Source organism: Citrobacter sp. GW821-FHT02E08, assembly GCF_059421685.1.
Genome location: NZ_JBWKVL010000015.1, coordinates 39,334 through 65,181 on the forward strand (window position 1 = coordinate 39,334; position 25,848 = coordinate 65,181).

Sequence of the window (25,848 nt, forward strand, 5' to 3'; positions counted from 1 at the left end):
TGTGATCAAATTAAGTAGACATTATTCCAGGTGCAGGTAGATGAAATCGACGTCTTTATTTGAAAACATCAAGTTAGACAGCAGTTCTATGGTTTTCCGCCAGAGAGATACCGCCGTCGCACATTACTACCACTGGCACCCATGTCTGGAAATTATCTATATTCTAAGTGGTTATGGTCTGGTGGTGGTTGATAACCAGCAGTATACGGCAAGGCCTGGCCGTATGTTTATTTTCCCTCCCTTCCGCCTGCACAAGGTGCAAATCAACGGAAGTGAAAAGCATCCCTACATACGCACTATTGTGCATATTGATCAAACCCAGGTTCTGAAGGCACTGGAGTCCTTTCCCAGGCACTACAAAAATTTTCGCTATCTGTCATCGGATTCATCGCCGGCGCAGGCTTATGACTTATCAGACAAAATGGATTTTATTGCGACGACGTTAAAACAGTTTGAAGCGGTTAATCAGGGGCCGGATTATCATATTAGCGAAGTCATGCTGCTGACTATGCAGCTGATGAATAGCCTGCCGGATACCGATGAAAGCTTCAGGAAAAAAGATATCACGCTCTCTACGCATATTATGGATTGGGTCGAGCGTCATTACTCTGAACGGTTATCGCTTGAATTGTTATCTGCCGAGTTAGGGTTTTCACCCGGCTATATCTCTAAAATTTTTAGAGAGCAAACCGGCGGAACACTTCAGGAATATATTCTTTGTCGACGAATAAAAGAGGGGTGTGATCTCCTGCAAACCACCCACTTATCGGTATCGGATATTGCGAAATCCGTAGGCTTTAACGATGTGACTTATTTTATTACGCGCTTTAAAAAACTGATGAAATATACTCCCTTGCAGTATAAGAAAATACAGCGCCCATAAGTACCCGCCCACGCTCATCAGGAGCGCTTTCATGCGCGGTGATCGCCGTGCCTGGCAGGGTATTTTTCCTGTCAGCTGATTTAAGGTGTGCCGGAGACACGCCTTAATTTGTTGATCTGAATGGGCCCTGGAGTGGCGTATTCGTCTTGCCTGCCGTAGTAATAACTGTCACTCTCAGAATTACCGCAAACAAAAACAAGAAGCAGATCAGCTATGATTGCATTAATTCAGCGCGTAACCCGTGCCAACGTCACCGTGGAGGGAGAGGTGACGGGTGAAATTGGCCCAGGACTTTTAGTGTTATTGGGTGTCGAAAAGGATGATGACGAACAGAAAGCGAACCGCTTGTGCGAACGCGTACTGGGCTACCGAATTTTTAGCGATGCCGAAGGCAAAATGAACCTGAACGTGCAGCAGGCAGGAGGCAGCGTGCTGGTGGTTTCACAGTTTACGCTGGCAGCTGATACCGAGCGCGGGATGCGTCCGAGTTTCTCAAAGGGTGCCGCGCCGGATCGCGCAGAAGCGCTATATGAATACTTTGTTGAGCGTTGCCGCCAACAGGAAATGAACACGCAAACCGGACGTTTCGCTGCCGATATGCAGGTTTCGCTGGTTAATGATGGCCCCGTGACGTTCTGGTTACAGGTATGAACCAGCTTCCGGTGTGGCCGCGGGTAACAAGAGAGAGTACAGCTATGTATCACCTTCGAGTACCGCAAACAGAAGAAGAATTAGAGCGTTACTATCAGTTTCGCTGGGAAATGCTGCGTAAACCCCTGCATCAGCCAAAAGGCTCCGAACGAGATGCCTGGGATGCCATGGCCCATCATCAGATGGTCGTGGACGAAGAGGGGAATCTGGTCGCTGTTGGCAGGCTGTATATCAATGCCGATAACGAAGCCTCTATCCGCTTTATGGCTGTTGATCCTGCGGTGCAGGAGAAAGGGCTGGGAACATTGATGGCGATGACCCTGGAATCCGTGGCGCGCCAGGAAGGGGTAAAGCGTGTTACCTGTAGCGCCCGTGAAGATGCCGTCGAATTTTTCGCAAAACTGGGTTTTGTTAATCAGGGCGAAATTACCACGCCGCAAACCACGCCGGTTCGACACTTTTTAATGATTAAACCTGTCGCCACACTGGATGACATTCTGCATCGCGGCGACTGGTGCGGGCAGCTACAGAGTGCCTGGTATGAGCACATCCCTCTGAGTGAGAAAATGGGGGTGCGTATTCAGCAATACACCGGGCAAAAATTTATCACCACCATGCCTGAAATGGGCAACCAGAACCCGCATAAAACCTTATTTGCCGGAAGTCTTTTTTCTCTGGCAACGCTGACGGGGTGGGGGCTTATCTGGTTAATGCTGCGCGAACGCCATCTTGGCGGCACGATTATTCTTGCTGATGCCCATATTCGCTACAGCAAGCCCATCAGCGGCAAACCGAGTGCAGTCGCTGATTTAGGTTCGTTAAGTGGGGACCTGGACAGGCTCGCTCGCGGACGTAAAGCCCGTGTGCAGATGCAGGTGGAACTATTCGGTGATGACGCGCCGGGTGTGGTGTTTGAAGGCACTTACATTGTGCTACCCGCGAAGCCGTTTGGCGCGTACGAAGAGGGTGGTAACGAGGAAGAGTAGAGGTTAGCTCAGAGGGCGGATCGGACCACTTCACGGGTTGAACCAGAGCGGCCAGTGTCGACTGTTCTGATAATGAAACGGTCGGGGTGATCGCTCATGGTGATACTGTTTATACCGGGCATCAACTCATCATGGTGTGTTATCTATTAGCACCAGATGGCAATGCAAAACGACACAGGGAATATTACCTTCCCGCCTTCAATGCCACATTTCGTATGACTTCCCGTGCCGCCTCGCTGATCCCACCCAACTGAAAGAAGCCATGAATGACTCCGAGATAGCGCTGACAGGTACACGCTACGCCTTGCTCTGTCATTCTCTGATAAAGCGCTTCCCCTTCGTCGCATAGCGGGTCGAATTCTGCAGTAATGATATGAACAGGCGGCAGGCCATTGAAATCATCTCGCCACAGCGGGCTGGCTTCCAGATGGTGGCGATCGATGCCCGGCAGGTACATTTCATAACCGCTAAGCAGCGTATCGCGGGTGATGATGTAGTCCAGTCCATTACGGGTATAACTTTCAAAATAAGCCGTTGCGTCGAGCATGGGATAAATCAGGATAAGCTGTGCAGGTTGCCACTCACCTGCCGCCTTGAGCCGTAAGGCCGTCACCAATGCCAGATGCCCGCCCGCGCTATCGCCTGCAAGCGTGATGCGATGCTTATCCACGCCAAACAGTTCGGCATGCTGCCAGATCAGGTCTGCCCCTTTTAGAGCGTCATCATGGGCTGCGGGAAAAGTGTATTCTGGTGCCAGTCGATACTGGACGGCGATCACCCGACATTCGCCATAGAATGCCAACTGGCGCAGCTGCTTGTCATGAGTGGCAAAGCCACCGCTCACAAAACAGCCTCCGTGGTAGTAGATAATTGTGGGCAGAATCGTGGAACCACGAAGCGGTGAATAGACGCGAAACGACATCCCTTCCCGTTCGATAGTCTGGATATGGACGCGTGACTCAGTCTCTCCCGCCAGGACTGCACTGGCGATGTACCCCGCTCTTCGATCATCAATACTCTGTTGACGTGAAGAGGGGCGACCCGCTGCGATAAACGCGGCAACTTGCTCAGCAATACCCTTTTCCAGTGCCATGGTGAAATTCCTTTTTGCTGTATAGATGTACAGTTTTATACGCTCACTTTTGGCGGATGGGAATAGGGGCGGCAGGGAAAAACGAATTCTGGAAAGGTGCTCGCAAAAGTGAAAATACCCCCACAAACACTCTATTTTTAAAAATATCCCGGGTGTAAATTGCTCATACCTTAATCTGCGATGATATATTGGAAATATATATGAGCATAATGATTGGACTGGATATGGGCAGAATTTTACTCGATTTATCAGATGAAGTGATTAAACGGCTGGATGACCTCAAGGTGCAGCGCAATCTTCCTCGCGCGGAACTGTTGCGAGAAGCGGTCGAGCAGTATCTGGAAAGGCAGTCAAATACGACGATTTCTAACGCACTCGGCCTGTGGCAAGGCTGCGAAGAAGATGGCGTTGAATACCAGCGCAAACTTCGCGAGGAGTGGTAATGGCTAAAGGATCGGCTCTTTTTGATACCAATATTTTAATCGATTTGTTCAGCGGGCGAGGGGAAGCAAAGCAAGCGCTGGACGCATGGCCGCCACAGAACGCGATAAGCCTCATCACCTGGATGGAAGTGCTGGTTGGCGCCAGGAAATACAATCAGGAACATCGCACACGGGTTGCGATGAGCGCATTTAACATCATTGGTGTTTCGCAGGAGATTGCTGAGCGAAGCGTTGCTTTGCGTCAGGAGTATGCGATGAAGCTTCCGGATGCGATTATTCTGGCGACGGCACAGGTTCACCGCCTTGAACTGGTCACGCGCAATACGAAGGATTTTGCGGGAATACCTGGCGTCGTGACGCCCTATGAACTGTAACTCGGGCGACTTACGCCGCCCGGTAATACAAGAGAACTTACTCCCCCTCTCCTGGGAACAGGAACGGGTTGATGGAACTGCGGGCAAAGCCCTCTTGCTCCATACGCGCGTCCAGTATCAGTGAGGCGAGATCGTCGGCAACGGCTTCTACTTTCGGGTCTTTTTCCTGATAGAGAATCTTCAGGTAAGTGCCGCAGTCACCGCAGCTTTCCGCTTTAACCGCTGACTGCTCGTTATCGAGAGACCAGTAGTGCAAATCGCGGCTCTGTTCGCAGTTGCTGCATTTCACGCGTACCACGTGCCACTCGGTTTCGCACAGGTTGCAGTGCAGGTAACGCAGCCCTTGGGTCGTACCAATTTGCACCATGCTGGAGACTGGCATTGAGCCGCACACCGGGCAGAATTGGCGTTGCTCGCCATATTCCGCACGGGCTTTGCCTGGAATCAGGCTCGCCATCTGTGCCCAGTAGAGCGACAACGCGGCCCAGATAAACGGCGCTTTATCGCTGCTCACCAACGAGAAGTCAGAGGCAAACAGCGCGCTGGCCATCATTTCCAGCTCCTGAGAGGACGCTTTCTCCAGATTCTCAATCACCGCCAGTGCCGGACCGCTCATTTCGGGTTTCAGCTCGGCAATCAGTGAAAGCAGAAGTTTCTGCCAGTGTTTATCACGCGGTAAAACGTGAATATCCAGCGGCGGCTTACCCTGCTCATTTGCCTCTTTGATGCGTGCGGTGAGATCTATCTCTAGCGGATGATCGTACAGCACCACTTCCTGGGCATGCGCGATCAGCGCGGCAAAGCGCAGGTAATCGCCCAGTGGGTTATTCTCAGCCAGCTCGCGCAGACGTTCAGCGCGGCGGTTATATACATTTTTGAGTCTGGGGAATAACAACGGCGGAATCATATCCGCCGTGCGTTTTTCGCTCGAACCCAGCTCATCTTGCGGGATTATGCGAATACTCATTCAGATGACTTTTCCTGTTTCTGGCGGACTTCACGGTACCAGCGCGGGTGATGTTTCTTCGCCCACGATTTGGTAACCCATCCTTCCACCATCGCGGTAATGGTGCCTTTAACCCAAAGGGCGGCGTAAATATGCACCATGATAACCACAATTAACGCCACTGCGGCAAATGAATGCAGCATTAACGCGAATCGGATCACCGGGATTGAGAAAGCAGGCGCAAAGTACGGGCGCCAGATGATCACACCGCTCACCAGCAATAGCACCAGGAAGATAATCGCCGCCCAGAAAACGCATTTCTGACCGAAGTTATATCGTCCGGTGTCACCTACTTCCTCGTTGACGACGATCTTACGAATATTCTTCGCCCAAAAGATATCATCCCGATTGATTAGATTGTGGTGCCAGTAACGGAAAAACATGATGATGAACGAGGCAAACATGATTACGCCAACAAACGGGTGCAGAATTCGCGCCAGTTGTGGAGTGCCCATGATCTGCATCAGCCAGTTGAAGGAGGGGAAGAAGAACCCCAGCCCGCTCACCGCCGCCAGGATGAAGCAGAAGGCGGTGACCCAGTGGTTGATACGTTCCGGCGCGGAGTAGCGCACGATGGTGTCACGTCGTTTCATTTGCGCACCTCGTCATTCTCGTCGTGCAGATTGTCATCTTCCTCTTCCGTACGGTTCGGACCTACGCCAACGTAGTGGAAGATACTGGCTGCAAAGGTCGCGGCAAAGCCGACCGCTGCGAGAGGTTTCCAGATGCCTTTCCAGAATTTCACGGTCGCGCTGATTTCTGGGTTCTCTGGCAGACCGTGGTACAGATTCGGCTTGTCGGCATGGTGCAGTACGTACATTACGTGCGTACCGCCAACGCCTGCCGGATCGTACAGACCCGCATTGTCGTAGCCACGCGTTTTCAGTTCTGCCACGCGTTCGCCTGCCAGCGTTTTCATATCCTCTTTGGTGCCAAAGTGAATCGCACCCGTCGGACATGTTTTCACGCAGGCCGGTTCTTGCCCGACGTTCACACGGTCAACACACAGCGTACATTTGTAGACGCGGTTGTCTTCCGGATTCAGTCGCGGCACGTCGAACGGGCAACCGGCAATGCAGTAGCCGCAGCCGATGCACTGTTCAGACTGGAAGTCGACGATGCCGTTGGCGTACTGAATGATCGCGCCTTCCGCCGGACACGCCTTCAGGCAGCCCGGATCGGCACAGTGCATACAGCCGTCTTTGCGGATCAGCCATTCCAGTTTGTCGTCCTGCTCTACTTCCGAGAAGCGCATCACCGTCCAGGATTTGGCGGTTAAATCCGCCGGGTTGTCATACACCCCAACGTTGCTACCGATTTCATCACGAATATCGTTCCACTCAGAACAGGCCACCTGACAGGCTTTGCAGCCGATACAGGTGGTGACGTCAATAAGCTTCGCCACCTCTTCCTGATGATCCCGCGCCTGAGGCGCGGGGGTGAAACCGTTAGTCGCGGAACGACGGATGATATCTTGCGATTGATAAGCCATAAGTCGTCTCCGTTACACCTTTTCCACGTTCACCAGGAAGGACTTAAATTCCGGCGTCTGCGTGTTCGCATCACCGACGAATGGCGTCAACGTATTGGCGATAAAGCCTTTCTTCGCCACGCCCTCGTAGCCCCAGTGAATAGGAATACCGATGGTATCGATATCCTTGCCGTTCGCTTTCAGCGTGCGAATACGCTTGGTCACTACCGCCTTGGCTTTGATATAGCCACGGTTGGAAGAGACTTTCACGGTATCGCCGTGGGCGATGCCGAGTTTATTCGCTAGCTTCTCGCCGATCTCCACGAACTGTTCCGGCTGTGCAATAGCGTTAAGCAGCGCATGCTTGGTCCAGTAGTGGAAGTGCTCGGTCAGACGATACGTGGTCCCGACGTACGGGAATTTATCGGCTTTACCCAGCGCTTCTTCGTCGCCTTTAAAGATACGGGCGGCAGGGTTGGAGATAACGTTCGGGTGCAGCGGGTTCGTGCCCAGCGGCGTTTCAAACGGCTCGTAGTGTTCCGGGAACGGCCCTTCCGCCATCTTATCGATAGCAAACAGGCGCCCCATCCCTTCCGGCTGCATGATAAACGGTCCGACATTGCTGCCCGGTGCGGCGGCGCTGTAGTCCGGAATATCCATCCCGCTCCATTTTGCGCCATCCCATTTTAGGATCTGACGCTTCGGATCCCACGGGTTGCCCTGCGGATCAGCGGAAGCACGGTTATACAGAATGCGGCGGTTGAGCGGCCACGCCCACGCCCAGCCCAGCGTATTGCCAAGGCCTGACGGGTCGGCGTTATCGCGACGCGCCATCTGGTTGCCTTCCGGCGTCCAGCTACCGGCGAAGATCCAACAACCGCTGGAGGTGGTGCCGTCGTCACGCAGTTGCGCGAACGAACTGAGCTGTTGGCCTTTCTTGACGATCACGGCACCCGTTGCCGGGTCGATGATATCGGCCAGCGCCTTACCGTTACTCTCCATCGCCACTTCTTCCGAAGCCGGCTCATGTGGCGTGGAATAGTTCCAGCTCATGCTCAGCACTTGTTCCGGATTGGCGCCACCTTGTTCGGCATACATTTTGCGCAGACGCAGGAAGATACCGGCAAGGATTTCGCCATCAGTGACCGCATTTCCCGGGGCATCAGCGCCTTTCCAGTGCCACTGCAGCCAACGGCCGGAGTTCACGATAGAACCGTTCTCTTCGGCAAAGCAGGTGGACGGCAGACGGAACACTTCAGTCTGGATTTTTGACGGATCAACGTCATTCGACTCACCGTGGTTTTGCCAGAAGGTAGATGTTTCCGTATTGAGTGGGTCGATGGTCACCAGGAACTTCAGTTTGGAGAGCGACGCCACCACTTTGTTTTTGTTCGGGAATGAAGCGACCGGGTTGAAGCCCTGGCAGATATAGCCGTTAACCTTGCCCTGGCTCATCATCTCGAAATACTGCAGAACGTCGTAGCCCTTGTCCCACTTCGGCAACCAGTCAAAGCCCCAGCTGTTTTCAGCTGTCGCTTTATCACCAAAGAAGGCCTTCATCATTGAGACGAAGAATTTCGGGTAGTTGCCCCAGTAGTTCACCTGGCCTTCCAGCAGCGGTTTTGGTGTGCTGGCGGCAAGATAGGTTTGCAGGTCAGTTTGCTTCTCGCTTGGCAGCGTCATGTAACCCGGCAGGCTCTGTGACAACAGGCCAAGGTCGGTCAGACCCTGAATGTTTGAGTGACCACGCAGGGCGTTAACGCCGCCGCCTGCCATCCCCATGTTGCCGAGCAGCAACTGGATCATCGCCATGGTGCGGATGTTCTGCGCGCCAACGGAGTGCTGTGTCCAGCCGAGGGCATACAGGAACGAAGCGGTTTTGTCTTTCGCGCTGGTTTCTGCGATGTACTCGCAGACTTTCAGGAAGTCGGCTTTCGGCGTACCACAGATGTTTTCCACCACGTCCGGCGTGTAGCGGGAGACGTGCTGTTTCAGCAGGTTCCATACGCAGCGCGGGTGTTGCAGGGTGGTATCGCGTTTAGCGAAGCCGTTTTCGTCCAGCTCGTAGTTCCAGCTGGTTTTATCGTACTTGCGTTTGTCCGCGTCATAGCCGGTAAACAGGCCATCGTCGAAGCCATAATCTTCACGCACGATCAGGCTGGCGTTGGTATAGGCTTCGGTATATTCGCGGTTGAATTTTTCGTTGTTCAGCAGGTACAGCATGACGCCTGACAAGAAGGCAATGTCAGTACCGGAACGGATTGGCGCATAGAAATCGGCCACCGACGCTGTACGCGTGAAACGAGGATCGATCACAATCAGCTTCGCGCCGTTGTGAATTTTGGCTTCCATCGCCCAGCGGAACCCTACAGGGTGAGCTTCAGCGGCGTTGCCGCCCATCACCACGATCAGGTTGGCGTTCTTGATGTCGACCCAGTGGTTGGTCATCGCACCGCGACCAAATGTTGGAGCAAGACTTGCTACCGTTGGTCCGTGTCAGACGCGTGCCTGGTTGTCGACCGCGAGCATACCCAGCGCGCGGGAGAATTTTTGTGTTAAATAGCCGGTTTCATTACTGGAAGCGGATGCACACAGCATCCCAGTGGAGAGCCAGCGGTTAACGGTAACGCCTTCGGCGTTTTGTGCAACGTAGTTGGCGTCGCGGTCTTCTTTCATCAGTTTGGCGATGCGGTCAAATGCCTCATCCCAACTGATTTGTTGCCACTTATCAGAGCCTGGTGCACGGTATTCCGGGAACTTCAGGCGGCTTTCTGAGTGAATGAAGTCCACCAGACCAGCCCCTTTCGGGCAGAGCGCACCGCGGTTTACCGGATGGTCCGGATCACCTTCGATGTGGAAGATAGATGCTTTGGCGTTTTTAGCTCCATCGCCGAGACTGTACATTAACAGCCCACAGCCGACGGAACAGTAAGTGCAGGTGTTACGGGTTTCGCGGGTGCGCAGCAGTTTATATTGCCGTGTTTCCGCGAGCGCTACGCCGGGCGCGAAGCCCAGTGCCGCTGCCGTGGTGCCTGCCATACCGCCAGCGCAGATCTTAAAGAACTGCCTTCTGCTGACCTGCATGGTTTGCTCCTTGTTTCGACATTGTCACTTCCCTTTTACATTTGTATCCAGATGCGCGGGGAGTGGTTGTTATTTTTCTTTACGGATATGCCCGTAAAGGTCCAGAATTGGGGTAATTTCCCTCCATCCAGGAGGGGTTTGTAAAGAATACCACAATGTTGGTATGCGTGTTCTTATACGGTTAAAAGAAAGTGAATAAGATACATCCCGAAGAAGTAAAAAACGTGACGTGCGTCACAGGTTCTCGCCAGGTGACCTTATGGAAACGTGAGGATTTACAACATCCTCAGCCGGATGAGGTAGCTGAAGAAGTGCCCGTCGCGTTGGTATACAACGGGATTTCTCACGTCGTGATGATGGCTTCTCCAAAAGATCTTGAGCACTTCGCGATGGGCTTTTCGCTTTCTGAAGGCATTATCGACCACCCGCGCGATATTTATGGGATGGAGGTTGTACCTTCCTGCAATGGCCTTGAAGTCCAGGTCGAACTATCCAGCCGCCGTTTCATGGGGCTGAAAGAACGGCGCCGGGCATTGGCCGGGAGAACCGGTTGCGGGGTTTGTGGCGTTGAGCAACTCAACGACATCGGTAAACCCGTTCAACCTCTGCCATTTACCCAGACGTTTGACCTTGCGAACCTTGATCATGCCCTCAGGCATCTGAGCGATTTTCAGCCGATTGGGCAACTCACCGGATGTACTCACGCCGCGGCATGGGTTCTGCCCTCCGGTCATCTGGCTGGGGGACATGAGGATGTGGGTCGACACGTTGCACTGGATAAACTGCTGGGTCGGCGTGGCAGGGAAGATGACACCTGGAAAAGTGGTGCCGCGCTGGTTTCCAGTCGCGCCAGCTATGAGATGGTGCAAAAGTCAGCGATGTGCGGCGTCGAGATCCTGTTCGCCGTTTCCGCCGCCACCACGCTCGCGATTGAAGTCGCCGAGCGCTGTAATCTGACGCTGGTGGGTTTTTGCAAACCGGGCAGAGCGACGGTTTATACCCATCCACAGCGATTGATTGCTGAGTAAAATAATAGTCAATTATTTTGAATAAGTTTGGCAAATCCCTCCGCTTTTAGTTGTGTGATGTGAAGGCTATTATTTATCACATCAAGGCAACATGCCTTATACAAACAACTAAATTTAAAGGGTTATACCATGAAAAGCATCAAAACTTTTGTCGCAGTTATCGCTCTCGCTACGTCTTTCGGTTCTTTTGCCGCTCAGTCGATTACTGCGACAGGTTCGACGCTGGAAAGCGCTGAAGCGAAAATTGCCGCTCAGGCTGAACAGGCGGGTGCCAGCGCCTACAAAATCACCCAGGCTTACACCGGTAACCGCGTGCATATGACGGCCGAACTGCTGAAATAAGCAGCCAGCCAACTGTCGAAAGAGCGCCCTTGCGGCGCTTTTTTAGTTTATGCCCGCCAGTCTCAGCAATGCCGTGACCACGGCCGCCGCGATAATCACCACAATCAATGGCATTTTGCGCCAGGCTAAAAATACGGCAAAGGCGACGCCCAACACGCGTGCCATGCCGGCAAAATGGTCGCTTTCATAAAAGGTGGTCGCCAGCGCCACAGAAAACAGCAACACGGTGGCCGCATCGGAGAGTAATGCCTGAGAACGCTCAGAAAGGGCTAAGCGGCTCCCAAGTTTTGCCCCGCCCAGTCGCATCAGATAGGTGCCTGCCGAGAGGATGGCGATGCCGATAATAAACAGCGTCATGTTGCCCATTATTTTTTCCTCGTCAGTAAGCCAAGCAGGGAAAGCAGCACAGGAAGTCCCACGGGAGCAAAAGGAACGGCGGCGAGCGAGAGTGTCGCCCCGCTACAGGCACGGATCAGTGTGGTTCGATTCCTGAATGCCGGGACAACCAGCGCCAGTAAAATAGCCGGGAATACGGCATCCAGCCCGATGGTTTCCGGATCTGGCAGCATTTTGCCGACCACTGCGCCAAGCAGTGTGCCCAGCGGCCATAAAATCGCCACACCCGCGCCGCACAGCCAGTAGGCCGCTTTGCGCTGTTCAGGTGTTTTTTGCGACAGGCCAAAGACGACGCTTTCATCGTTCATAATATGGCAGCCGAGAAAACTCGCGGCGCGGGTGCCTACCAGGTCGCGTACCGTCACGCCAAACGGGATATGACGGGCGTTAACCAACAAGCCAGCAGCGGCGGCAGCTAACGGATTTCCACCGCTGGCGATAATGCCAATGAACATAAATTCGGATGCGCCAGCCAGCACGGTGATGGAGAGCACAAACGGCACCCAGAGAGGGAAACCGTAGGCCATCGCCAGCGAGCCGTAAGACATGCCGACAACCCCCACAGCCAGACAGACTAAAAATATCGCTTTGATCGTGTCTCCTTTGAGACAAGAGAGAAAGTGCTTCATGTTATTTAGCCATATCGAACGAATTTCCATTATAATGAACGCAACAGATTTGCATTACAAGACGAACGATTCGTTCGATATAAAAAACATGGAGTCGTGTATGACACAACCCATCAGCGTGATTGCCAAAAGCCTGGTGCGTGAGCGTCAACGTACAGGCTTGTCGCTGGCAGAAATCGCCCGGCGGGCAGGGATTGCAAAATCCACGCTTTCGCAACTGGAGGCGGGGAATGGTAATCCTAGCCTGGAAACGCTCTGGTCGCTCTGCGTTGCGCTGGATATTCCTTTTGCACGCTTACTTGAACCCCAGGTACAAAAAACGCAGGTGCTCCGTCGCGGAGAAGGGACGAAAGTCGTGGCAGAGCTGGCGCACTATCAGGCTATTTTGCTGGCAAGTTGCCCACCCGGCGCACGGCGTGACATCTATCTGCTGTTGACGCAACCCGGGGCGGATCGCATTTCACATCCACATTCATCGGGGGCGATTGAGCACATTTTTGTGACGAAAGGAAAAGCGCTGGTCGGTCTGACGGAAGCGCCAGAAGAGTTAAACGAGGGTGATTATATTTGTTACCCCGCCGATCAGGAGCATATTTTCAAAGCGCTGGAACCGGACACTCAGGCGATTCTGGTGGCTGAGCAAAATTAAGCGAGCCTCGGTTTTCTCATGCGTGGTTTTTACCAAACCACGCTGATTTATTAATTACGATTATCCCTTCACAAAAACTATATTTATTTGTTTTTACGATATTTCGTTTATTTCGCCACTATTGTTATATTCCTCACGAACTGAAAAATCACTGCATTTACACTAAAAAATCAGCATGCTAATACTTATCCTCCTGTGACAACTTAGCAAGCGATTGTGATTTATTTATGCATTCGATTGTTGTTGCTGTTAAATATAAAAACAAAATACATTTTATTTTTATATTCATTGCGCGTATTCCTGAGTGAATATGCGGGTCATCCTTTACTTCAAGGAACGAGGATAAATGAAAAAATCGACGTTAGCGTTAGCAATAGGTCTATTATTAATAGCAAATAATAGTATTGCTAAAACGCAAAAAATGACTCTGGAACAACGCCTTGAACAACTTGAATCCCGGCTGGAGGCAGCTGAAAACCGGGCTGCGAAAGCAGAAACGCAGCTCCAGCAATTAGAGGCGCAACAGACGAGTGAAATTCGCGAAATTAAAGTCGCACAGGGGAATACGCCAGTCAATGGTCAAACGGCTGCGGAAGAGACCAAAAAGAATGTATCCACACCGAATCTACTGCTTTCCGGATATGGCGATTTGAAAATTTACGGTGATGTGGAATTCAATATGGATGCGGAAAGTAATCATGGCCTGCTGGCGATGACCAATGCCAATATTGATCATGATCCGACCAACGAAAAGTGGAATATTAATGGTCGAATTCTGCTGGGCTTTGATGGCATGCGTAAGCTGGATAATGGCTATTATGCCGGATTCTCCGCCCAACCGTTGGGTGATCTGTCAGGCTCGGTGAATATCGATGACTCGGTCTTCTTCTTTGGCAGAGAGAATGACTGGAAAGTGAAGGTTGGACGCTTCGAAGCGTACGATATGTTCCCACTCAATCAGGATACCTTTATTGAGCATTCGGGTAATACCGCCAACGATCTTTATGACGACGGCAGTGGCTATATCTACATGATGAAAGAGGGCCGTGGACGTTCTGATGCTGGCGGTAACTTCCTGGTCAGTAAACAGATCGATAACTGGTACTTTGAATTAAACACGCTGTTGGAAGACGGTACATCACTTTATAACGATGACGATTTCCATGGTCGCGCAATGGAGCAGCAGAAAAACGTTGCCTATTTGCGTCCGGTAATCTCGTGGTCGCAGGGTGCGTTCTCGGTTGCTGCGGCGATGGAATCGAACGTGGTCAATAACGCTTACGGCTACACCAACGGCGAAGGCAAGTTTGTCGATCAGTCCGACCGAACCGGTTACGGTCTGACAATGACGTGGAATGGACTCAAGACCGATGCGGATAACGGCGTGGTGGTGAACCTGAATACCGCGTATCTTGACGCCAGCGATGAACAAGATTTTACCGCCGGGCTGAATGCGCTGTGGAAACGCTTTGAGCTAGGCTATATCTATGCACATAACAAGATTGATGATTTTGAAGGGGTCGTGTGTGATGACGACTGCTGGATTAACAATGAAGGCACCTATGACATCCATACTATCCACGCTTCGTATCAGTTCGCCAACGTGATGGATATGCAAAACTTCAATATCTACCTCGGTCTGTATTATTCGATTCTGGATAGCGATGGTGATGGCATAAATGGCGACGACTCAGACGATCGTTACGGTGCCCGCGTTCGCTTTAAATACTATTTCTAACCGAAATGGCCCGGTGGCGTTTTCACCACCGGGCACACAACTCACGCCAGGTAAAACACCTCTTTTAGCTCTGCACTCAACGGACTGTTGTCCGAGTGAGTTGGCATCACTTCACGCATGTGTTTCCACCAACGCTGGCAGACGTCGGTACTGGCAACCGCGTTCCAGCGCTCCTCTGATTCAATCTCGACGGTCGCGAACAGCAGGTTGCGTTCTTTATCGAGATAAATCGCATAGTGATGCGCGCCGTGTGCTTTCAGCACCGCTTCCAGTTCTGGCCAGATGGGGTTATGACGACGCTGATACTCTTCGTGCGTGTCGGCATACACCTGCATCACAAAGGCTTTGCGGATCATAACGCCTCCAGATACAGCTCGCGGACCTCGTCGCGGCTGGCGGTACGCGGGTTACATGGCGCGCACGGATCGGCCATGGCTTTGTCCAGCCAGCCTTCGATATCCTCTTTGGTCACGCCAAGCTGGCTGAAACCTGCCGGAATACCGACGCGTTTGCTCAATGCGCGAATGGCGTTGATCGCTTCCATACTGGCCGCTTCATCACTCATATTGCGCGTGTCGACACCCATCGCCTGCGCCACGCGAGCAAAACGCGCAATGGCATTTGGGCGGTTAAAGTTTTCGATGATGGGCAGCAGAATGGCGTTGCAGACGCCGTGCGGCAGGTTGTGGGTGGCGCCCGGCTGGTGTGCCAGCGCGTGAACCAGACCAAGACCGGCGCTGTTGAACGCCATGCCCGCCAGATACTGGCCAAACGCCATTTGCTCACGCGCTTCGAGGTTATGACCCTCGTCTACCGCTTTCGGCAGCCATAGGGCGATCAGGCGAATCGCTTCCAGCGCGTTGGCGTCGGTGAGCGGGTGCGCGCCAATGGAAACATAGGCTTCGATCGCATGTGTCAGCGCGTCCATACCGGTCGCAGCCGTCACGGATGCCGGGATTTCCAGCATGACGCTGGCGTCATCGACGGCAATGTCAGGAATGATGTTCGGGTCGATGATGACCTCTTTGACCTGGCGCGCAGAATCAATGATCACCGCGTTACTGGTCATTTCCGCTGCGGTACCGGCAGTGGTATTAATCGCGACCAGCGGCACGCCTGCGTTTTTTACTTTTCCGACGCCGGAATACGCCGTTGAGGGACCAGGGTTTGCCGTCAGAATTTTCACCGCTTTGGCGGTATCGATCGGGCTGCCGCCGCCAAACGCGATGATGTAATCGCAGTTCGCGTCCTGGTATGCCGCATAGCCTTTTTGCACCAGCGCTTCGGTCGGGTTTGGGAACACCTCATCGAACAGGTGGTAAGACATTTGATGCGCATCCAGTGCGGCAAACAGACTATCCAGCAGACCCAGTTTGACCAGTTGACCATCGGTGACGATCAGCGCTTTACCCCATTGCTTATTCGCCACGAGGTTAACCATATCGCCAATTGCCCCTGCGCCATGCAGACTGATTTTCGGAAGTGCCAACATAAAGCTCATGATTACTCTCCTTAAATTATAGCTGTATGTCCGGCGGCAGTGTCCGTGTCGCCGGGTGCGGGCGGTGCTATTACAGCGCCAGGGCGCTGGCCAGCGGGGTCACGCCAAAACGTTTACCGAGCGCAATCAGCTCTTCACGCGTGATCGTTTGTTTCATGCCACCCATCGAATAGATTTTGACTAAAACTTCAGCAGATTTCTCTGCGGTATCTATCAAACCGAACGCTTCGTCCAGGGTAGGGCCACTGCCGAATACGCCGTGGAACGGCCACAGTACCAGCGAATGTTTCTGCATTTCGACCGCAGTCGCCTGGCCGATCTCGTCGGTGCCTGGCACCATCCACGGCAGAATGCCGACGCCATCCGGGAAAACCACCAGACACTCGGTGCTACCTTCCCACAGCTGGCGGGTAATGACGTCGGTGCGGTTTTCCAGCACGTAGGTCAGGGCGATCAGGTTGGTGGCGTGGCAGTGCATGATCACGCGGTCTTTGCCGCCGGTGGCCTTGATGCGCTCGCAGTGGGAAAGGAAGTGCGCCGGCAGTTCGGAGGTCGGCACCGCTTCGTGGGTTAAGCCCCACAGGATGTGATAGCCCGCGCCGTCGCTGTCGACTTTAACCACGCCGATGTTTGCCGCCGGGTCGAGTTGAACGTTGCGGAAGAATTTACCGGAGCCGGTCACGATAAACGGGGTGTTTGCCAGTAACGGCATCGGCTGACTCAGCGCGATATAGCGCGGTTCTGCGTGGAAATCGCCAGCAAATGGCGCAATATCCGTTTCATCCAGACGCAATGTCAGGTTGCCGCCGTTACGCTCATCCCAGCCTTTCAGCCAGGCGTCAGACGTGGCTTTGATCATCCCCTGGACGAACCAGGAATTCATAATGTTCTGCATGTTCGGTGTTCCTGTCTATTTTGTTGCCCGAAATCGCTCGGGTCTTACGTAGGCCGGATAAGCACAGCGCCATCCGGCATTCGTGTTTTATTGATTGCCGGATGGCGACGCGATGCGTCTTATCCGGCCTACAGACCAATTGCGCTCAGTTAGCCGCGTTTGCTCAGAATCTCTTTTTCGTACGCGCGCACGTTCTCCAGCCACTGGCTGCCCGCTGGCGTATCGTGACGCTGGCAATACATCTCCCACACGGCCTGCCACGGCAGGGATTTCTGCTCTTCAAGCAACGCCAGACGCGCGGTGTAATCGCCTTCGGCTTCCAGCTTACGCAGCTCGGCAGTCGGCTCCAGCAGGGCGCGCAGCAGCGCTTTTTTCATGTTGCGGGTGCCGATAACCCAAGCCGCGATGCGGTTGATAGACGCGTCGAAGAAGTCGAGGCCGATATGCACGCGGTCGAACAGATCGTTGCGTACAATCTCGCTGGCGATCGCCTGCGTTTCATCGTCCAGCAGCACCACGTGGTCGCTGTCCCAGCGCACCGGGCGGCTTACGTGCAGCAGCAGACGCGGTACATACAGCATGGCGGCGGAGATCTTGTCGGAGATCACTTCAGTCGGGTGGAAGTGGCCCGCATCCAGACACAGCGCGGTCTGGCGGCTGGCGGCGTAGCCCATGTAGAACTCATTGGAGCCGACGGTGTAGCTTTCTGCGCCAATACCGAACAGTTTGCTCTCAACGGCATCAATGTGGTGCGCCGGATCCAGTTTCTCGCTGATGACGTCATCCAGCGCATTCAGCAGACGCTGACGTGGTGCTAAACGGTCAACAGTGATGTCTTTCATACCATCCGGGATCCAGATGTTCATCACCGACGGGGTGCCCAGTTGCTCACCGAAATAGGCGGAGATGCGGCGGCTGGCCTTGCAGTGATCGATCCAGAACTGGCGAATTTTCGCGTCCGGGTGGGAAAGGGTGAAACCGTCAGCGCTCAGCGGATGCGAGAAGCAGGACGGGTTAAAATCGAGACCCAACTGGTTGGCTTTCGCCCACTCTACCCAGTTTTTGAAGTGTTCTGGTTTGATCTGGTCACGGGAAACCGGCGTGTCGGACTCCAGATAGATCGCATGCAGATTCAGGCGTTTCGGTCCAGGGATCAGGCTCAGTGCCTGCTCCAGATCGGCACGTAATTCGGTCGCGTTACGCGCTTTGCCCGGGTAGTTACCCGTCGCCTGAATACCGCCGGTCAGGTTGCCTTCCGGATTTTCAAAACCGGCGACGTCATCGCCCTGCCAGCAGTGCATAGAGACCGGCAGACGATCGAGCTGACGCAGGGTCTCTTCGACATCGATACCTACCGCAGCAAAACGCTGTTTCGCCAGGTCCCAGGCTTGTTCAAGTTGAGTGGTCATGCGCAAAGCTCCTTTGTCTGTCGTGTGGATTGAAACTGCGCAACATGGCGGGCAATTTCGCTATCAGGATGAGGAATAAAGGTGGTCAGGTCGTAGTTGGCGCTCACCACCTGACGGAAATCATCAACGTTGGTCAGTTCGTCCAGCGTCATGAGCTGGATACCGATGTTGCCGAGCGTGGACGCCTCTACGGGACCGGCCATCACACGGATACCGCAGGCGTCGGCGCACAGTTGGTTCAGTAATGCGTTCTGGCAACCGCCGCCGACGATATGCAGGCTGGTGAAGGCTTCACCACGAAGGTCGGCCAGTTCCTGCAGGACGCGGGCGTACAGCAACGCCAGGCTGTCGAAAATGCAGCGCGCCAGCTCGGCGTCTTGCGTGGGCACCGGCTGGCCGGTTTCACGGCAGGCAGCCTGAATTTCCGCGCCCATATCGGCAGGGTTGATAAAGCGATCGTCATTAGGATTAATCACGAAACGGCAAGCGGGCAGCGCCTGGGTCTGCTCGATCAGCGCAGGCAGATCGGTAATCTGGCGTTCTTTCAGGACGCGCTGCAGCAGCCACAGTCCCATGATATTTTTCAGCACGCGGTAGCGTCCTTCCGCACCGCCCTCGTTGGTAATATTGGCGCTTAGCGCGGCGTCATTGGTATAAGGCGTTCTGCTCTCGAAGCCCATCAGCGACCAGGTACCGGAAGAGAGGTAGGCGCTGTTTTTTTCTGCCAGCGGAGAGGCAATCACCGCGCTGGCGGTATCGTGGCTGGCGACGGCAACGACCGGGATCTGATTACCCTGCGGGCAAATCCAGTGACCGATGACATTGCCCGGATGCGTTGGCGTGCCGAACCAGGCGTGATTCGCGCCGGTCCACGCCAGCAGCGTGTCATCCCAGCCGTCGGTATGAATATTGACGAGCTGCGTAGTGGTGGCGTTGGTATATTCCCAGTTCATTTTGCCGGTCAGGCAATAGGCGAAGTAATCAGGAATTAGCAGAGCGTGCGCCACCTGGGGGATCAGTTCCGGTTGTTGTTCAACCAGCGCGCGTAATTGATACAGCGTGTTAAACGGCAAAAACTGAATACCGCTGCGGCGATAGATTTCCGCTTTCCCGAGTTGCGCCTGCGCCTGTTGCATCACGCCTGTGGTGCGGCTGTCACGGTAGGAGACGGGCAGGCCGACGCGCTGACCGTGTTTATCCAGCAGAACATAGTCCACGCCCCAGGTATCAATCCCGATACTGTCAATGCGGATGCCTTCATCGCAGACTTTCTCCAGTCCAAGACGAATGGCTCCTTCCAGACTGTCGATATCCCAGGCGTCGAAGCCGTCTGTTTTTTGCAGGCAATTCACGAAACGGTGGATTTCACGCAACGTCAGGGAACGGCGTTCACTGTCGTAACGCGCCAGCATAACGCGTCCACTGGATGCGCCGAGATCGACAGCGACACAATGGCGAAAAGTCATAATGAGGTCCTTCCAGGAGTGATGGCTATGAGTCTAAGAACCCCGGGGAAAAGGTACCTTCTTGCTACTGACAGCCAAAATTAGCCGCTGGCAAGAAAGCAAAGATGAACGTGATGACGTTCACAGTTTCCAGTAATGAGCCTGTTTTTACCTGATGTGACGGCGTCCGCATTTAGCGAACTTTCCTGCCCTGTCTTGAAAAAATGACCGGATATGCGCGCTTTCGTGTCAAAACTTTAAGGTGAGGTGGCGACCCCTTAATTACTATTTCAGTCATGTTCCACTTCATGTCAGGAAGCCATCATGACCCTATTGCACAGCGTGGATTTTTTTCCGTCAGGTAAGGTCCCTATCGCCATCGAACCCCGGCTTCCGCAGTCTGCTTTTCCTGAGCACCATCATGATTTTCATGAAATCGTGATCGTTGAACATGGCACGGGCATTCATGTATTCAACGGACAGCCGTACACCATCAGCGGCGGCACCGTCTGTTTTGTTCGCGATCATGACCGACACATGTATGAACATACTGACAATCTGTGTCTGACTAACGTGCTCTATCGTTCGCCGGATGCGTTCCAGTTTCTGGCAGGGCTGAATCAGCTTTTACCGCAGGAGCAAGATGGGCTGTATCCGTCCCACTGGCGGGTAAACCAGGGGGTGTTACAGCAGGTGCGCCAGTTGGTTGCTCAACTGGAACAACCCGATGGAGAGATGGACACGCCAGCGGTCGCCAATCGCGAAATCGTGTTTATGCAGCTGCTGGTATTGCTGCGCAAAAGCAGTCTGATGGAAGGGGCGACGGATAATGATGCGCGGCTGAATCACCTGATGGCCTGGCTGGAAGATCACTTTGCCGAAGAGGTCTGCTGGGAAGCCGTGGCCGATCGGTTTTCGCTCTCATTACGCACCTTGCACCGTCAGTTGAAACAACAAACCGGGCTGACGCCGCAGCGCTATTTGAACCGGCTGCGTTTAATTAAAGCGCGTCATTTGCTACGCCATAGCGATGACAGTGTTACCGATATCGCCTATCGCTGCGGATTTGGCGACAGTAACCACTTTTCGACGCTTTTTCGCCGCGAATTTGACTGGTCGCCGCGTGATATCCGCCAGGGGCGCGACGCATTGCTGCAATAACGCAGATGCTGAAGTATGACGGGTATATCAATATTTTTTGCCGCCGCTTGACGCATAATAGAGTGTTGTTATTGGTAGAGGTGATGTGGTGGCAAATCAGCTCGTTCTTCATAAAGCCGACTTTTTTGCAAGCGACGCGCAGGCGGTTGCTGTCGCCGATCGCTATCCGCAAAATGTCTTTGCGGAACATACCCATGATTTTTGTGAACTGGTGCTGGTCTGGCGTGGCAACGGTTTGCATGTGCTCAATGAACGTCCCTATCGCATTACACGCGGCGACCTGTTCTACATTCGTGCCGAAGATAAACACTCCTATACGTCTGTTAATGATCTGGTATTACAGAACATCATCTACTGCCCGGAGCGGCTGAAGCTAAATCTGCGGTGGGAAGAGGCGATACCTGGATTTAACGGAACCCAATGGCAGCCACACTGGCGTCTGACCAGCGCCGGTATGACTCAGGCGCGGCAGGTTATCAGCCAGCTTGAGCATGAAAGCCAGCAGAGCTGCCCGTTGGCTAACGGTATGGCGGAACTGCTGTTTGGGCAACTGGTGATGATCCTGCAGCGCCATCGCTATGCCACGGATAATCTTCCTGCTACCTCAAGCGAAACGCTGTTGGATAAACTGATCACCGCGCTGGCGGGCAGCCTGGAGCACCCGTTTGCGCTGGATGAATTTTGCGCCAGGGAAACCTGCAGTGAACGCGTGTTGCGCCAGCAGTTTCGCGCACAAACCGGTATGACCATCAACCAATATTTGCGCCAGATCCGCGTCTGCCACGCGCAATATTTGCTCCAGCATAGCCGCCTGATGATCGGTGAGATTTCGATGCAATGTGGGTTTGAGGACAGTAACTATTTTTCAGTGGTGTTCACGCGGGAAACTGGGATGACGCCAAGCCAGTGGCGTCATCTCAGTCATCACAACGACTAACTCGCCATTCCCATTCCGACAATATTGGCGGCGATGATAATCACCACGCAGCCCAGGCTCAGCACACTCACAGGACGTCGACCGGCGTTTTTCCACTCTTTCAACACCAGCCCGACAATACCGCCGCACAGGACGTAGAAACTCATGTGCAGCATCCAACTGATGTAGTCATACTGCGCCGGAATGCGTGCGTGGCCCCAGGCGTAGAAGAAGAACTGCAAATACCACATCAGACCGCCCAACGCTGACAGCAGCACGTTGGTGATGATCAGGGATTTTGCCAGCGAGAAGTCGGCGGTTATCGACAGATTCTTCACTTTTGCCAGACGAATAAAACAGAAACCCAGGTTGACCAGTGCGCCGCCACCCATGATCACGACATAGCTGGGCAGAGCGACATACAGCGGGTCTACGCCAAGGGCGGCAGCGGCTTCATGCATCGGTTTGGCGGCATTCATCGCAAAGGACATGCCGGCAGAGAAGATCCCGCACATTACTGCCAGCAACAGACCTTTTTTCAGGTTGAACTCTTCGGCTTTGATGCCCATTTTACGCTCTTTCAACTGCCCGGCACGGGTCACAATCCCCACACCGATAAGCGCCACCAACACGCCAAGCAGCGTCATGCGTCCGCCTTCCGTGTTGATCAGGACATCGAAATTACCGTTGAGAATGGGCGTCATCAGCGTACCGACAATCAGCGTAATGCCAATCGCGATACCAATCCCCATCGACATACCGAGGTAGCGCATGGTCAGGCCGTAGTTAATATTGCCAATACCCCACATGGCGCCAAACAGGAAAACAGGTAATAAAGTAGAAAGGTTAAAAGAGCTGTAGTAGGCCCAAAAATCGGGCAGCAGCAGGGCGCTTATGGTCCACGGCAGGATAATCCAGGAGACAATCCCGCCAACCGACCACATCGTTTCCCATGACCACTGTTTTACTTGCTTAAACGGGGCATAGAAACAGGCTGCACTGGCCGCACCTATCAAATGCCAAAAAATACCCATCGTAATCGCGTTACTCATGACGTCATCCTCATCGTTTTTATTGTCGCGTTACCCCTTCGACGTGATGAGTGTAAAAATTGCGCAGATTCTTAACCTTCTTCCCGTTGCCGCTTTTTTGTTCTTTTTGGCAATAGGCGCGTTAAGCGGGTGATTTAGTTCACATCTTTGGTAAGTGGGGGAGGGTTTATATCCTTACGAAAAGTACGGCATTGATAATCATTTTCAATATCATTTAATTAACTATAATGAACCAACTGCTTACGCGGCATTAACACCCAGCCGCTCGATAATAATGGAGATGATTATGAGTTATACCCTGCCATCCCTGCCGTACGCTTACGATGCACTGGAACCGCACTTCGATAAGCAGACGATGGAAATTCACCATACCAAACACCATCAAGCCTACGTCAACAATGCCAATGCGGCGCTGGAAAGCCTGCCAGAATTCGCTGGCCTGTCTGCCGAAGAGCTGATCGCGAAACTGGATCAACTGCCAGCGGACAAGAAAACCGTACTGCGTAACAACGCAGGCGGTCACGCTAACCACAGCCTGTTCTGGAAAGGCCTGAAAACCGGCACTACCCTGCAGGGCGATCTGAAAGCCGCTATCGAACGTGACTTCGGTTCCGTTGATAATTTCAAAGCCGAGTTTGAGAAAGCGGCTGCCACTCGCTTTGGTTCTGGCTGGGCGTGGCTGGTGCTGAAAGGCGACAAACTGGCCGTCGTGTCTACCGCGAACCAGGATTCCCCGCTGATGGGTGAAGCTGTTTCTGGCGCGTCTGGCTTCCCGATCGTCGGTCTGGACGTGTGGGAACACGCTTACTACCTGAAATTCCAGAACCGCCGTCCGGACTACATTAAAGAGTTCTGGAACGTGGTGAACTGGGACGAAGCAGCAGCGCGTTTCGCCGCGAAAAAATAAGTCTGATTGTTGCCTGATGGCGGTAACGCCATCAGGCTGCATGACTCAACCTTTTGTCAAAAACACCTCGTCAATCGTTCGGCAGTCCTTCTCACTCAGCTCACCGCCTGCATTTCGCGAAACCCCGGTGCAATAACCAAATTTACGCGATACCACGGTTTTAATCGTGGTGACAAAATCCTCACCAATGGCGTAAATGGACATATAGGTACCGATCTTGTCTTGAATTTCACGCAACTTTTGCAAATTGCCCTGTTTAAACGCCTCGCGCGCGTCGACAAAAAGCTCAGGCATCACGTTGTTTAAGCCGGAAATGATCCCTGCGCCGCCCGCCATCAGGTTAGGGATGTAATACTCGTCATAGCCGGAGAGGACGGCAAAGTCATCACGCACGGCACGGGTGGTCTGGATCATGCTGCGGGTGTGGGACTGGCAATCGACGGTATCCTTAATACCAGCAAAATTGGGGAACTCGGCAGCGAGAGTGGCGACCAGGTCGGGGGTTAAATCACAGCCGGTCCGTGCCGGGAAATTGTAGGCAAACCATTTTCCGCGTAATGCGCCACCAAGTTTGCGGAAATAGCTCAGGAGCTGCTTTGTTGTTTGTCCGTAATAGTACGGCGGTAATACCATCACCGCATCGTAACCCGCTTTGTCGGCTTCCTGCGCCATCTGTAAAACGTCGCTCATACAGGTGGAGGAGACGTTGGCGACCATCTTCAGCGAGCTCATTGATCTCGCTTCCCGGATCAGCATCAGCCGTTCTTCAAGGCTAAAAGAGGCAAATTCACCGATGCTGCCCATCAGCAAAATAACATCGATTTTGGCGTCGGTAAGACGCTTGAGATGATGCTTCAGACCGGAGAGATCGACGTTTCCATCATTATCCATCGGCGTAATGGAGGGACACCAGACACCAGCAAATTGCGATTGTACTGTCACGTTGTTGACTCCTTGTTATGAAATGGCGTTTTAAAATCATCCTAATTGATAGCATGTCTGGCCATTCATCATGTGAATCCGGCTCTCATTTTGAGCGGCTGAGGTAAAATAAATATGCTCTAATGAGGATTATTTATCGGGGAGAGGGAACAGATGCGATATCCAGTCGAGGTGTTTACAGGCAAGGTTCTGGACTATACGGGAAGCCGCCCCAGCGCGATTGCGAAGATTCAGGTGGATGGCGAACTGATGCTGACGGAACTGGGTCTGGAGGGCGATGAGCAGGCGGAGGCGAAAATCCACGGTGGGCCCGATCGCGCACTGTGCCATTACCCGCGAGAGCATTATCTGCACTGGGCCAGGGAATTCCCGGAACAGGCGGATAGGTTTGTCGCGCCCGCGTTTGGTGAAAACCTCTCAACCGACGGTCTGACTGAACAGAATGTCTATATTGGCGATATCTTCCAGTGGGGAGAGACGCTGATTCAGGTAACGCAACCGCGTTCGCCCTGCTTCAAACTCAACTATCATTTCGGCATCAGCGACATGGCGAGCCAGATGCAAAACGCTGGTAAAACGGGCTGGTTGTACAGCGTTATCTCTGCCGGGAAAGTCTCGGCGGATGCGCCGCTGGTTCTGGTGTCGCGCGTCAGTGACGTCACGGTACAGGAGGCAATTGCTATTGCCTGGCATATGCCGTTTGATGATGCGCAGTATCACCGTTTGTTGTCGGCGGCAGGGTTATCAAAAAGCTGGACCAGAACGATGCAGAAGCGGCGCTTAAGCGGCAAGATCGAAGACAATTCGCGTCGTTTGTGGGGAAAATAAAAAATTGCGCGCCGGGATG

At 53.3% G+C, this 25,848-nt stretch carries 28 protein-coding genes; 13 read left to right on the forward strand and 15 right to left on the reverse strand.

Annotated features, from left to right (window positions below):
• Positions 1 to 40 precede the first annotated feature (40 nt).
• From AC07UY_RS17530 to fabY, 3 genes are all read left to right on the forward strand, one after another.
• The gene (locus tag AC07UY_RS17530) at positions 41 to 883 is read left to right on the forward strand and encodes an AraC family transcriptional regulator (protein WP_494660791.1); all 843 of its coding nucleotides are present in this window, start codon (positions 41 to 43) and stop codon (positions 881 to 883) included.
• Positions 884 to 1,096: 213 nt separating this feature from the next.
• On the forward strand, positions 1,097 to 1,534 hold the full coding sequence (dtd, locus tag AC07UY_RS17535) for a D-aminoacyl-tRNA deacylase (RefSeq protein ID WP_494660790.1): 438 nt from the start codon (positions 1,097 to 1,099) through the stop codon (positions 1,532 to 1,534).
• A gap of 44 nt (positions 1,535 to 1,578) precedes the next feature.
• On the forward strand, positions 1,579 to 2,520 hold the full coding sequence (gene fabY / locus AC07UY_RS17540) for a fatty acid biosynthesis protein FabY (RefSeq protein WP_203359406.1): 942 nt from the start codon (positions 1,579 to 1,581) through the stop codon (positions 2,518 to 2,520).
• An 8-nt stretch (positions 2,521 to 2,528) separates the two neighbouring features.
• Here fabY and AC07UY_RS17545 read toward each other — a convergent pair whose 3' ends face one another.
• A complete protein-coding gene (locus tag AC07UY_RS17545) occupies positions 2,529 to 2,642 on the reverse strand; it encodes a type II toxin-antitoxin system ParD family antitoxin (RefSeq protein WP_494724436.1) in 114 nt (37 codons plus the stop codon).
• Between the two features lie 62 nt (positions 2,643 to 2,704).
• Positions 2,705 to 3,613 (reverse strand): alpha/beta hydrolase, encoded by a 909-nt coding sequence (locus tag AC07UY_RS17550; RefSeq protein ID WP_494660789.1) that lies wholly within the window; start codon positions 3,611 to 3,613, stop codon positions 2,705 to 2,707.
• 200 nt (positions 3,614 to 3,813) lie between these two features.
• Here AC07UY_RS17550 and AC07UY_RS17555 point away from each other — a divergent pair, with 200 nt between their 5' ends.
• Positions 3,814 to 4,056, forward strand: coding sequence for a ribbon-helix-helix domain-containing protein (locus AC07UY_RS17555; protein ID WP_494660788.1), 243 nt, complete (start codon positions 3,814 to 3,816; stop codon positions 4,054 to 4,056).
• On the forward strand, positions 4,056 to 4,430 hold the full coding sequence (locus AC07UY_RS17560) for a type II toxin-antitoxin system VapC family toxin (RefSeq protein WP_494660787.1): 375 nt from the start codon (positions 4,056 to 4,058) through the stop codon (positions 4,428 to 4,430). The genes AC07UY_RS17555 and AC07UY_RS17560 overlap by 1 nt, the downstream gene beginning before the upstream one ends.
• A 37-nt stretch (positions 4,431 to 4,467) precedes the next feature.
• On the opposite strand, the gene fdhE is transcribed toward AC07UY_RS17560, so the two are convergent.
• Genes fdhE through fdnG form a run of 4 tightly spaced genes read right to left on the reverse strand, consistent with a single transcriptional unit; the run spans position 4,468 to position 9,991 of the window.
• Positions 4,468 to 5,397 (reverse strand): formate dehydrogenase accessory protein FdhE, encoded by a 930-nt coding sequence (fdhE, locus tag AC07UY_RS17565; protein ID WP_494660786.1) that lies wholly within the window; start codon positions 5,395 to 5,397, stop codon positions 4,468 to 4,470.
• The gene (gene fdoI, locus AC07UY_RS17570) at positions 5,394 to 6,029 is read right to left on the reverse strand and encodes a formate dehydrogenase cytochrome b556 subunit (RefSeq protein ID WP_192613906.1); all 636 of its coding nucleotides are present in this window, start codon (positions 6,027 to 6,029) and stop codon (positions 5,394 to 5,396) included. The genes fdhE and fdoI overlap by 4 nt, the downstream gene beginning before the upstream one ends.
• Positions 6,026 to 6,928 (reverse strand): formate dehydrogenase subunit beta, encoded by a 903-nt coding sequence (gene fdxH, locus AC07UY_RS17575; protein ID WP_494660785.1) that lies wholly within the window; start codon positions 6,926 to 6,928, stop codon positions 6,026 to 6,028. Before fdxH ends, fdoI begins: the two co-directional genes overlap by 4 nt.
• 12 nt (positions 6,929 to 6,940) lie before the next feature.
• Positions 6,941 to 9,991 (reverse strand): formate dehydrogenase-N subunit alpha, encoded by a 3,051-nt coding sequence (gene fdnG / locus AC07UY_RS17580; RefSeq protein WP_494701664.1) that lies wholly within the window; start codon positions 9,989 to 9,991, stop codon positions 6,941 to 6,943.
• A gap of 191 nt (positions 9,992 to 10,182) precedes the next feature.
• Between fdnG and fdhD the strand changes: the two genes are divergently transcribed.
• Positions 10,183 to 11,019 carry a formate dehydrogenase accessory sulfurtransferase FdhD gene (fdhD, locus tag AC07UY_RS17585; RefSeq protein WP_494701663.1) on the forward strand — a complete coding sequence of 279 codons (837 nt, stop codon included), beginning with the start codon at positions 10,183 to 10,185 and terminating at the stop codon, positions 11,017 to 11,019.
• Positions 11,020 to 11,148: 129 nt separating this feature from the next.
• A complete protein-coding gene (locus tag AC07UY_RS17590; protein WP_494660783.1) occupies positions 11,149 to 11,361 on the forward strand; it encodes a YdgH/BhsA/McbA family protein in 213 nt (70 codons plus the stop codon).
• A gap of 42 nt (positions 11,362 to 11,403) precedes the next feature.
• Here the strand turns inward: AC07UY_RS17590 and AC07UY_RS17595 are convergent, their stop codons facing one another.
• Positions 11,404 to 11,727 (reverse strand): AzlD domain-containing protein, encoded by a 324-nt coding sequence (locus AC07UY_RS17595; protein WP_162381570.1) that lies wholly within the window; start codon positions 11,725 to 11,727, stop codon positions 11,404 to 11,406.
• A complete protein-coding gene (locus AC07UY_RS17600; protein ID WP_203359400.1) occupies positions 11,727 to 12,386 on the reverse strand; it encodes an AzlC family ABC transporter permease in 660 nt (219 codons plus the stop codon). Before AC07UY_RS17600 ends, AC07UY_RS17595 begins: the two co-directional genes overlap by 1 nt.
• 100 nt (positions 12,387 to 12,486) lie before the next feature.
• Between AC07UY_RS17600 and AC07UY_RS17605 the strand changes: the two genes are divergently transcribed.
• On the forward strand, positions 12,487 to 13,035 hold the full coding sequence (locus tag AC07UY_RS17605; RefSeq protein WP_203359399.1) for a helix-turn-helix domain-containing protein: 549 nt from the start codon (positions 12,487 to 12,489) through the stop codon (positions 13,033 to 13,035).
• Positions 13,036 to 13,381: 346 nt separating this feature from the next.
• Complete coding sequence (locus AC07UY_RS17610) at positions 13,382 to 14,773, forward strand: carbohydrate porin (RefSeq protein WP_494701662.1); 1,392 nt, start codon at positions 13,382 to 13,384, stop codon at positions 14,771 to 14,773.
• A gap of 41 nt (positions 14,774 to 14,814) precedes the next feature.
• Here AC07UY_RS17610 and rhaM read toward each other — a convergent pair whose 3' ends face one another.
• The 5 genes from rhaM to rhaB all read right to left on the reverse strand — a co-directional run bounded on the left by rhaM (position 14,815) and on the right by rhaB (position 20,044).
• Complete coding sequence (rhaM, locus tag AC07UY_RS17615) at positions 14,815 to 15,129, reverse strand: L-rhamnose mutarotase (protein ID WP_203359397.1); 315 nt, start codon at positions 15,127 to 15,129, stop codon at positions 14,815 to 14,817.
• Positions 15,126 to 16,274 (reverse strand): lactaldehyde reductase, encoded by a 1,149-nt coding sequence (fucO, locus tag AC07UY_RS17620; RefSeq protein WP_494660781.1) that lies wholly within the window; start codon positions 16,272 to 16,274, stop codon positions 15,126 to 15,128. The genes rhaM and fucO overlap by 4 nt, the downstream gene beginning before the upstream one ends.
• A gap of 70 nt (positions 16,275 to 16,344) precedes the next feature.
• The gene (gene rhaD / locus AC07UY_RS17625; protein WP_494701661.1) at positions 16,345 to 17,169 is read right to left on the reverse strand and encodes a rhamnulose-1-phosphate aldolase; all 825 of its coding nucleotides are present in this window, start codon (positions 17,167 to 17,169) and stop codon (positions 16,345 to 16,347) included.
• Positions 17,170 to 17,318: 149 nt separating this feature from the next.
• Complete coding sequence (rhaA, locus tag AC07UY_RS17630) at positions 17,319 to 18,578, reverse strand: L-rhamnose isomerase (protein ID WP_203359394.1); 1,260 nt, start codon at positions 18,576 to 18,578, stop codon at positions 17,319 to 17,321.
• On the reverse strand, positions 18,575 to 20,044 hold the full coding sequence (gene rhaB / locus AC07UY_RS17635; RefSeq protein WP_494701660.1) for a rhamnulokinase: 1,470 nt from the start codon (positions 20,042 to 20,044) through the stop codon (positions 18,575 to 18,577). Before rhaB ends, rhaA begins: the two co-directional genes overlap by 4 nt.
• A gap of 303 nt (positions 20,045 to 20,347) precedes the next feature.
• Here rhaB and rhaS point away from each other — a divergent pair, with 303 nt between their 5' ends.
• Positions 20,348 to 21,184, forward strand: coding sequence for an HTH-type transcriptional activator RhaS (rhaS, locus tag AC07UY_RS17640; RefSeq protein WP_192613892.1), 837 nt, complete (start codon positions 20,348 to 20,350; stop codon positions 21,182 to 21,184).
• 88 nt (positions 21,185 to 21,272) lie between these two features.
• Positions 21,273 to 22,121: an HTH-type transcriptional activator RhaR gene (rhaR, locus tag AC07UY_RS17645; RefSeq protein WP_203359392.1), complete on the forward strand. Its 849-nt coding sequence runs from the start codon at positions 21,273 to 21,275 to the stop codon at positions 22,119 to 22,121.
• Here the strand turns inward: rhaR and rhaT are convergent.
• Positions 22,118 to 23,152, reverse strand: a complete 1,035-nt coding sequence (rhaT, locus tag AC07UY_RS17650; protein ID WP_494660779.1) for an L-rhamnose/proton symporter RhaT — start codon at positions 23,150 to 23,152, stop codon at positions 22,118 to 22,120. The genes rhaR and rhaT overlap by 4 nt on opposite strands.
• Positions 23,153 to 23,438: 286 nt before the next feature.
• Between rhaT and sodA the strand changes: the two genes are divergently transcribed.
• Positions 23,439 to 24,059, forward strand: a complete 621-nt coding sequence (gene sodA / locus AC07UY_RS17655) for a superoxide dismutase [Mn] (protein WP_203359391.1) — start codon at positions 23,439 to 23,441, stop codon at positions 24,057 to 24,059.
• A 45-nt stretch (positions 24,060 to 24,104) separates the two neighbouring features.
• Here sodA and AC07UY_RS17660 read toward each other — a convergent pair whose 3' ends face one another.
• Entirely contained in the window at positions 24,105 to 25,001 is an 897-nt protein-coding gene (locus AC07UY_RS17660; RefSeq protein ID WP_494701659.1) for a dihydrodipicolinate synthase family protein, read from the reverse strand.
• Positions 25,002 to 25,154: 153 nt separating this feature from the next.
• Here AC07UY_RS17660 and yiiM point away from each other — a divergent pair, with 153 nt between their 5' ends.
• The gene (gene yiiM, locus AC07UY_RS17665) at positions 25,155 to 25,829 is read left to right on the forward strand and encodes a 6-hydroxyaminopurine reductase (protein ID WP_494660777.1); all 675 of its coding nucleotides are present in this window, start codon (positions 25,155 to 25,157) and stop codon (positions 25,827 to 25,829) included.
• Positions 25,830 to 25,848: the final 19 nt, after the last annotated feature.

What these genes read in the sequence shown, in the direction of transcription:
- AC07UY_RS17530 (WP_494660791.1), top strand. Translation starts at nt 41, where the DNA reads ATGAAATCGACGTCTTTATTTGAAAACATCAAGTTAGACAGCAGTTCT.
- dtd (WP_494660790.1), top strand. Translation starts at nt 1,097, where the DNA reads ATGATTGCATTAATTCAGCGCGTAACCCGTGCCAACGTCACCGTGGAG.
- fabY (WP_203359406.1), top strand. Translation starts at nt 1,579, where the DNA reads ATGTATCACCTTCGAGTACCGCAAACAGAAGAAGAATTAGAGCGTTAC.
- AC07UY_RS17545 (WP_494724436.1), bottom strand. Translation starts at nt 2,642, where the DNA reads ATGCCCGGTATAAACAGTATCACCATGAGCGATCACCCCGACCGTTTC.
- AC07UY_RS17550 (WP_494660789.1), bottom strand. Translation starts at nt 3,613, where the DNA reads ATGGCACTGGAAAAGGGTATTGCTGAGCAAGTTGCCGCGTTTATCGCA.
- AC07UY_RS17555 (WP_494660788.1), top strand. Translation starts at nt 3,814, where the DNA reads ATGAGCATAATGATTGGACTGGATATGGGCAGAATTTTACTCGATTTA.
- AC07UY_RS17560 (WP_494660787.1), top strand. Translation starts at nt 4,056, where the DNA reads ATGGCTAAAGGATCGGCTCTTTTTGATACCAATATTTTAATCGATTTG.
- fdhE (WP_494660786.1), bottom strand. Translation starts at nt 5,397, where the DNA reads ATGAGTATTCGCATAATCCCGCAAGATGAGCTGGGTTCGAGCGAAAAA.
- fdoI (WP_192613906.1), bottom strand. Translation starts at nt 6,029, where the DNA reads ATGAAACGACGTGACACCATCGTGCGCTACTCCGCGCCGGAACGTATC.
- fdxH (WP_494660785.1), bottom strand. Translation starts at nt 6,928, where the DNA reads ATGGCTTATCAATCGCAAGATATCATCCGTCGTTCCGCGACTAACGGT.
- AC07UY_RS17590 (WP_494660783.1), top strand. Translation starts at nt 11,149, where the DNA reads ATGAAAAGCATCAAAACTTTTGTCGCAGTTATCGCTCTCGCTACGTCT.
- AC07UY_RS17595 (WP_162381570.1), bottom strand. Translation starts at nt 11,727, where the DNA reads ATGGGCAACATGACGCTGTTTATTATCGGCATCGCCATCCTCTCGGCA.
- AC07UY_RS17600 (WP_203359400.1), bottom strand. Translation starts at nt 12,386, where the DNA reads ATGAAGCACTTTCTCTCTTGTCTCAAAGGAGACACGATCAAAGCGATA.
- AC07UY_RS17605 (WP_203359399.1), top strand. Translation starts at nt 12,487, where the DNA reads ATGACACAACCCATCAGCGTGATTGCCAAAAGCCTGGTGCGTGAGCGT.
- AC07UY_RS17610 (WP_494701662.1), top strand. Translation starts at nt 13,382, where the DNA reads ATGAAAAAATCGACGTTAGCGTTAGCAATAGGTCTATTATTAATAGCA.
- rhaM (WP_203359397.1), bottom strand. Translation starts at nt 15,129, where the DNA reads ATGATCCGCAAAGCCTTTGTGATGCAGGTGTATGCCGACACGCACGAA.
- fucO (WP_494660781.1), bottom strand. Translation starts at nt 16,274, where the DNA reads ATGAGCTTTATGTTGGCACTTCCGAAAATCAGTCTGCATGGCGCAGGG.
- rhaD (WP_494701661.1), bottom strand. Translation starts at nt 17,169, where the DNA reads ATGCAGAACATTATGAATTCCTGGTTCGTCCAGGGGATGATCAAAGCC.
- rhaA (WP_203359394.1), bottom strand. Translation starts at nt 18,578, where the DNA reads ATGACCACTCAACTTGAACAAGCCTGGGACCTGGCGAAACAGCGTTTT.
- rhaB (WP_494701660.1), bottom strand. Translation starts at nt 20,044, where the DNA reads ATGACTTTTCGCCATTGTGTCGCTGTCGATCTCGGCGCATCCAGTGGA.
- rhaS (WP_192613892.1), top strand. Translation starts at nt 20,348, where the DNA reads ATGACCCTATTGCACAGCGTGGATTTTTTTCCGTCAGGTAAGGTCCCT.
- rhaT (WP_494660779.1), bottom strand. Translation starts at nt 23,152, where the DNA reads ATGAGTAACGCGATTACGATGGGTATTTTTTGGCATTTGATAGGTGCG.
- sodA (WP_203359391.1), top strand. Translation starts at nt 23,439, where the DNA reads ATGAGTTATACCCTGCCATCCCTGCCGTACGCTTACGATGCACTGGAA.
- yiiM (WP_494660777.1), top strand. Translation starts at nt 25,155, where the DNA reads ATGCGATATCCAGTCGAGGTGTTTACAGGCAAGGTTCTGGACTATACG.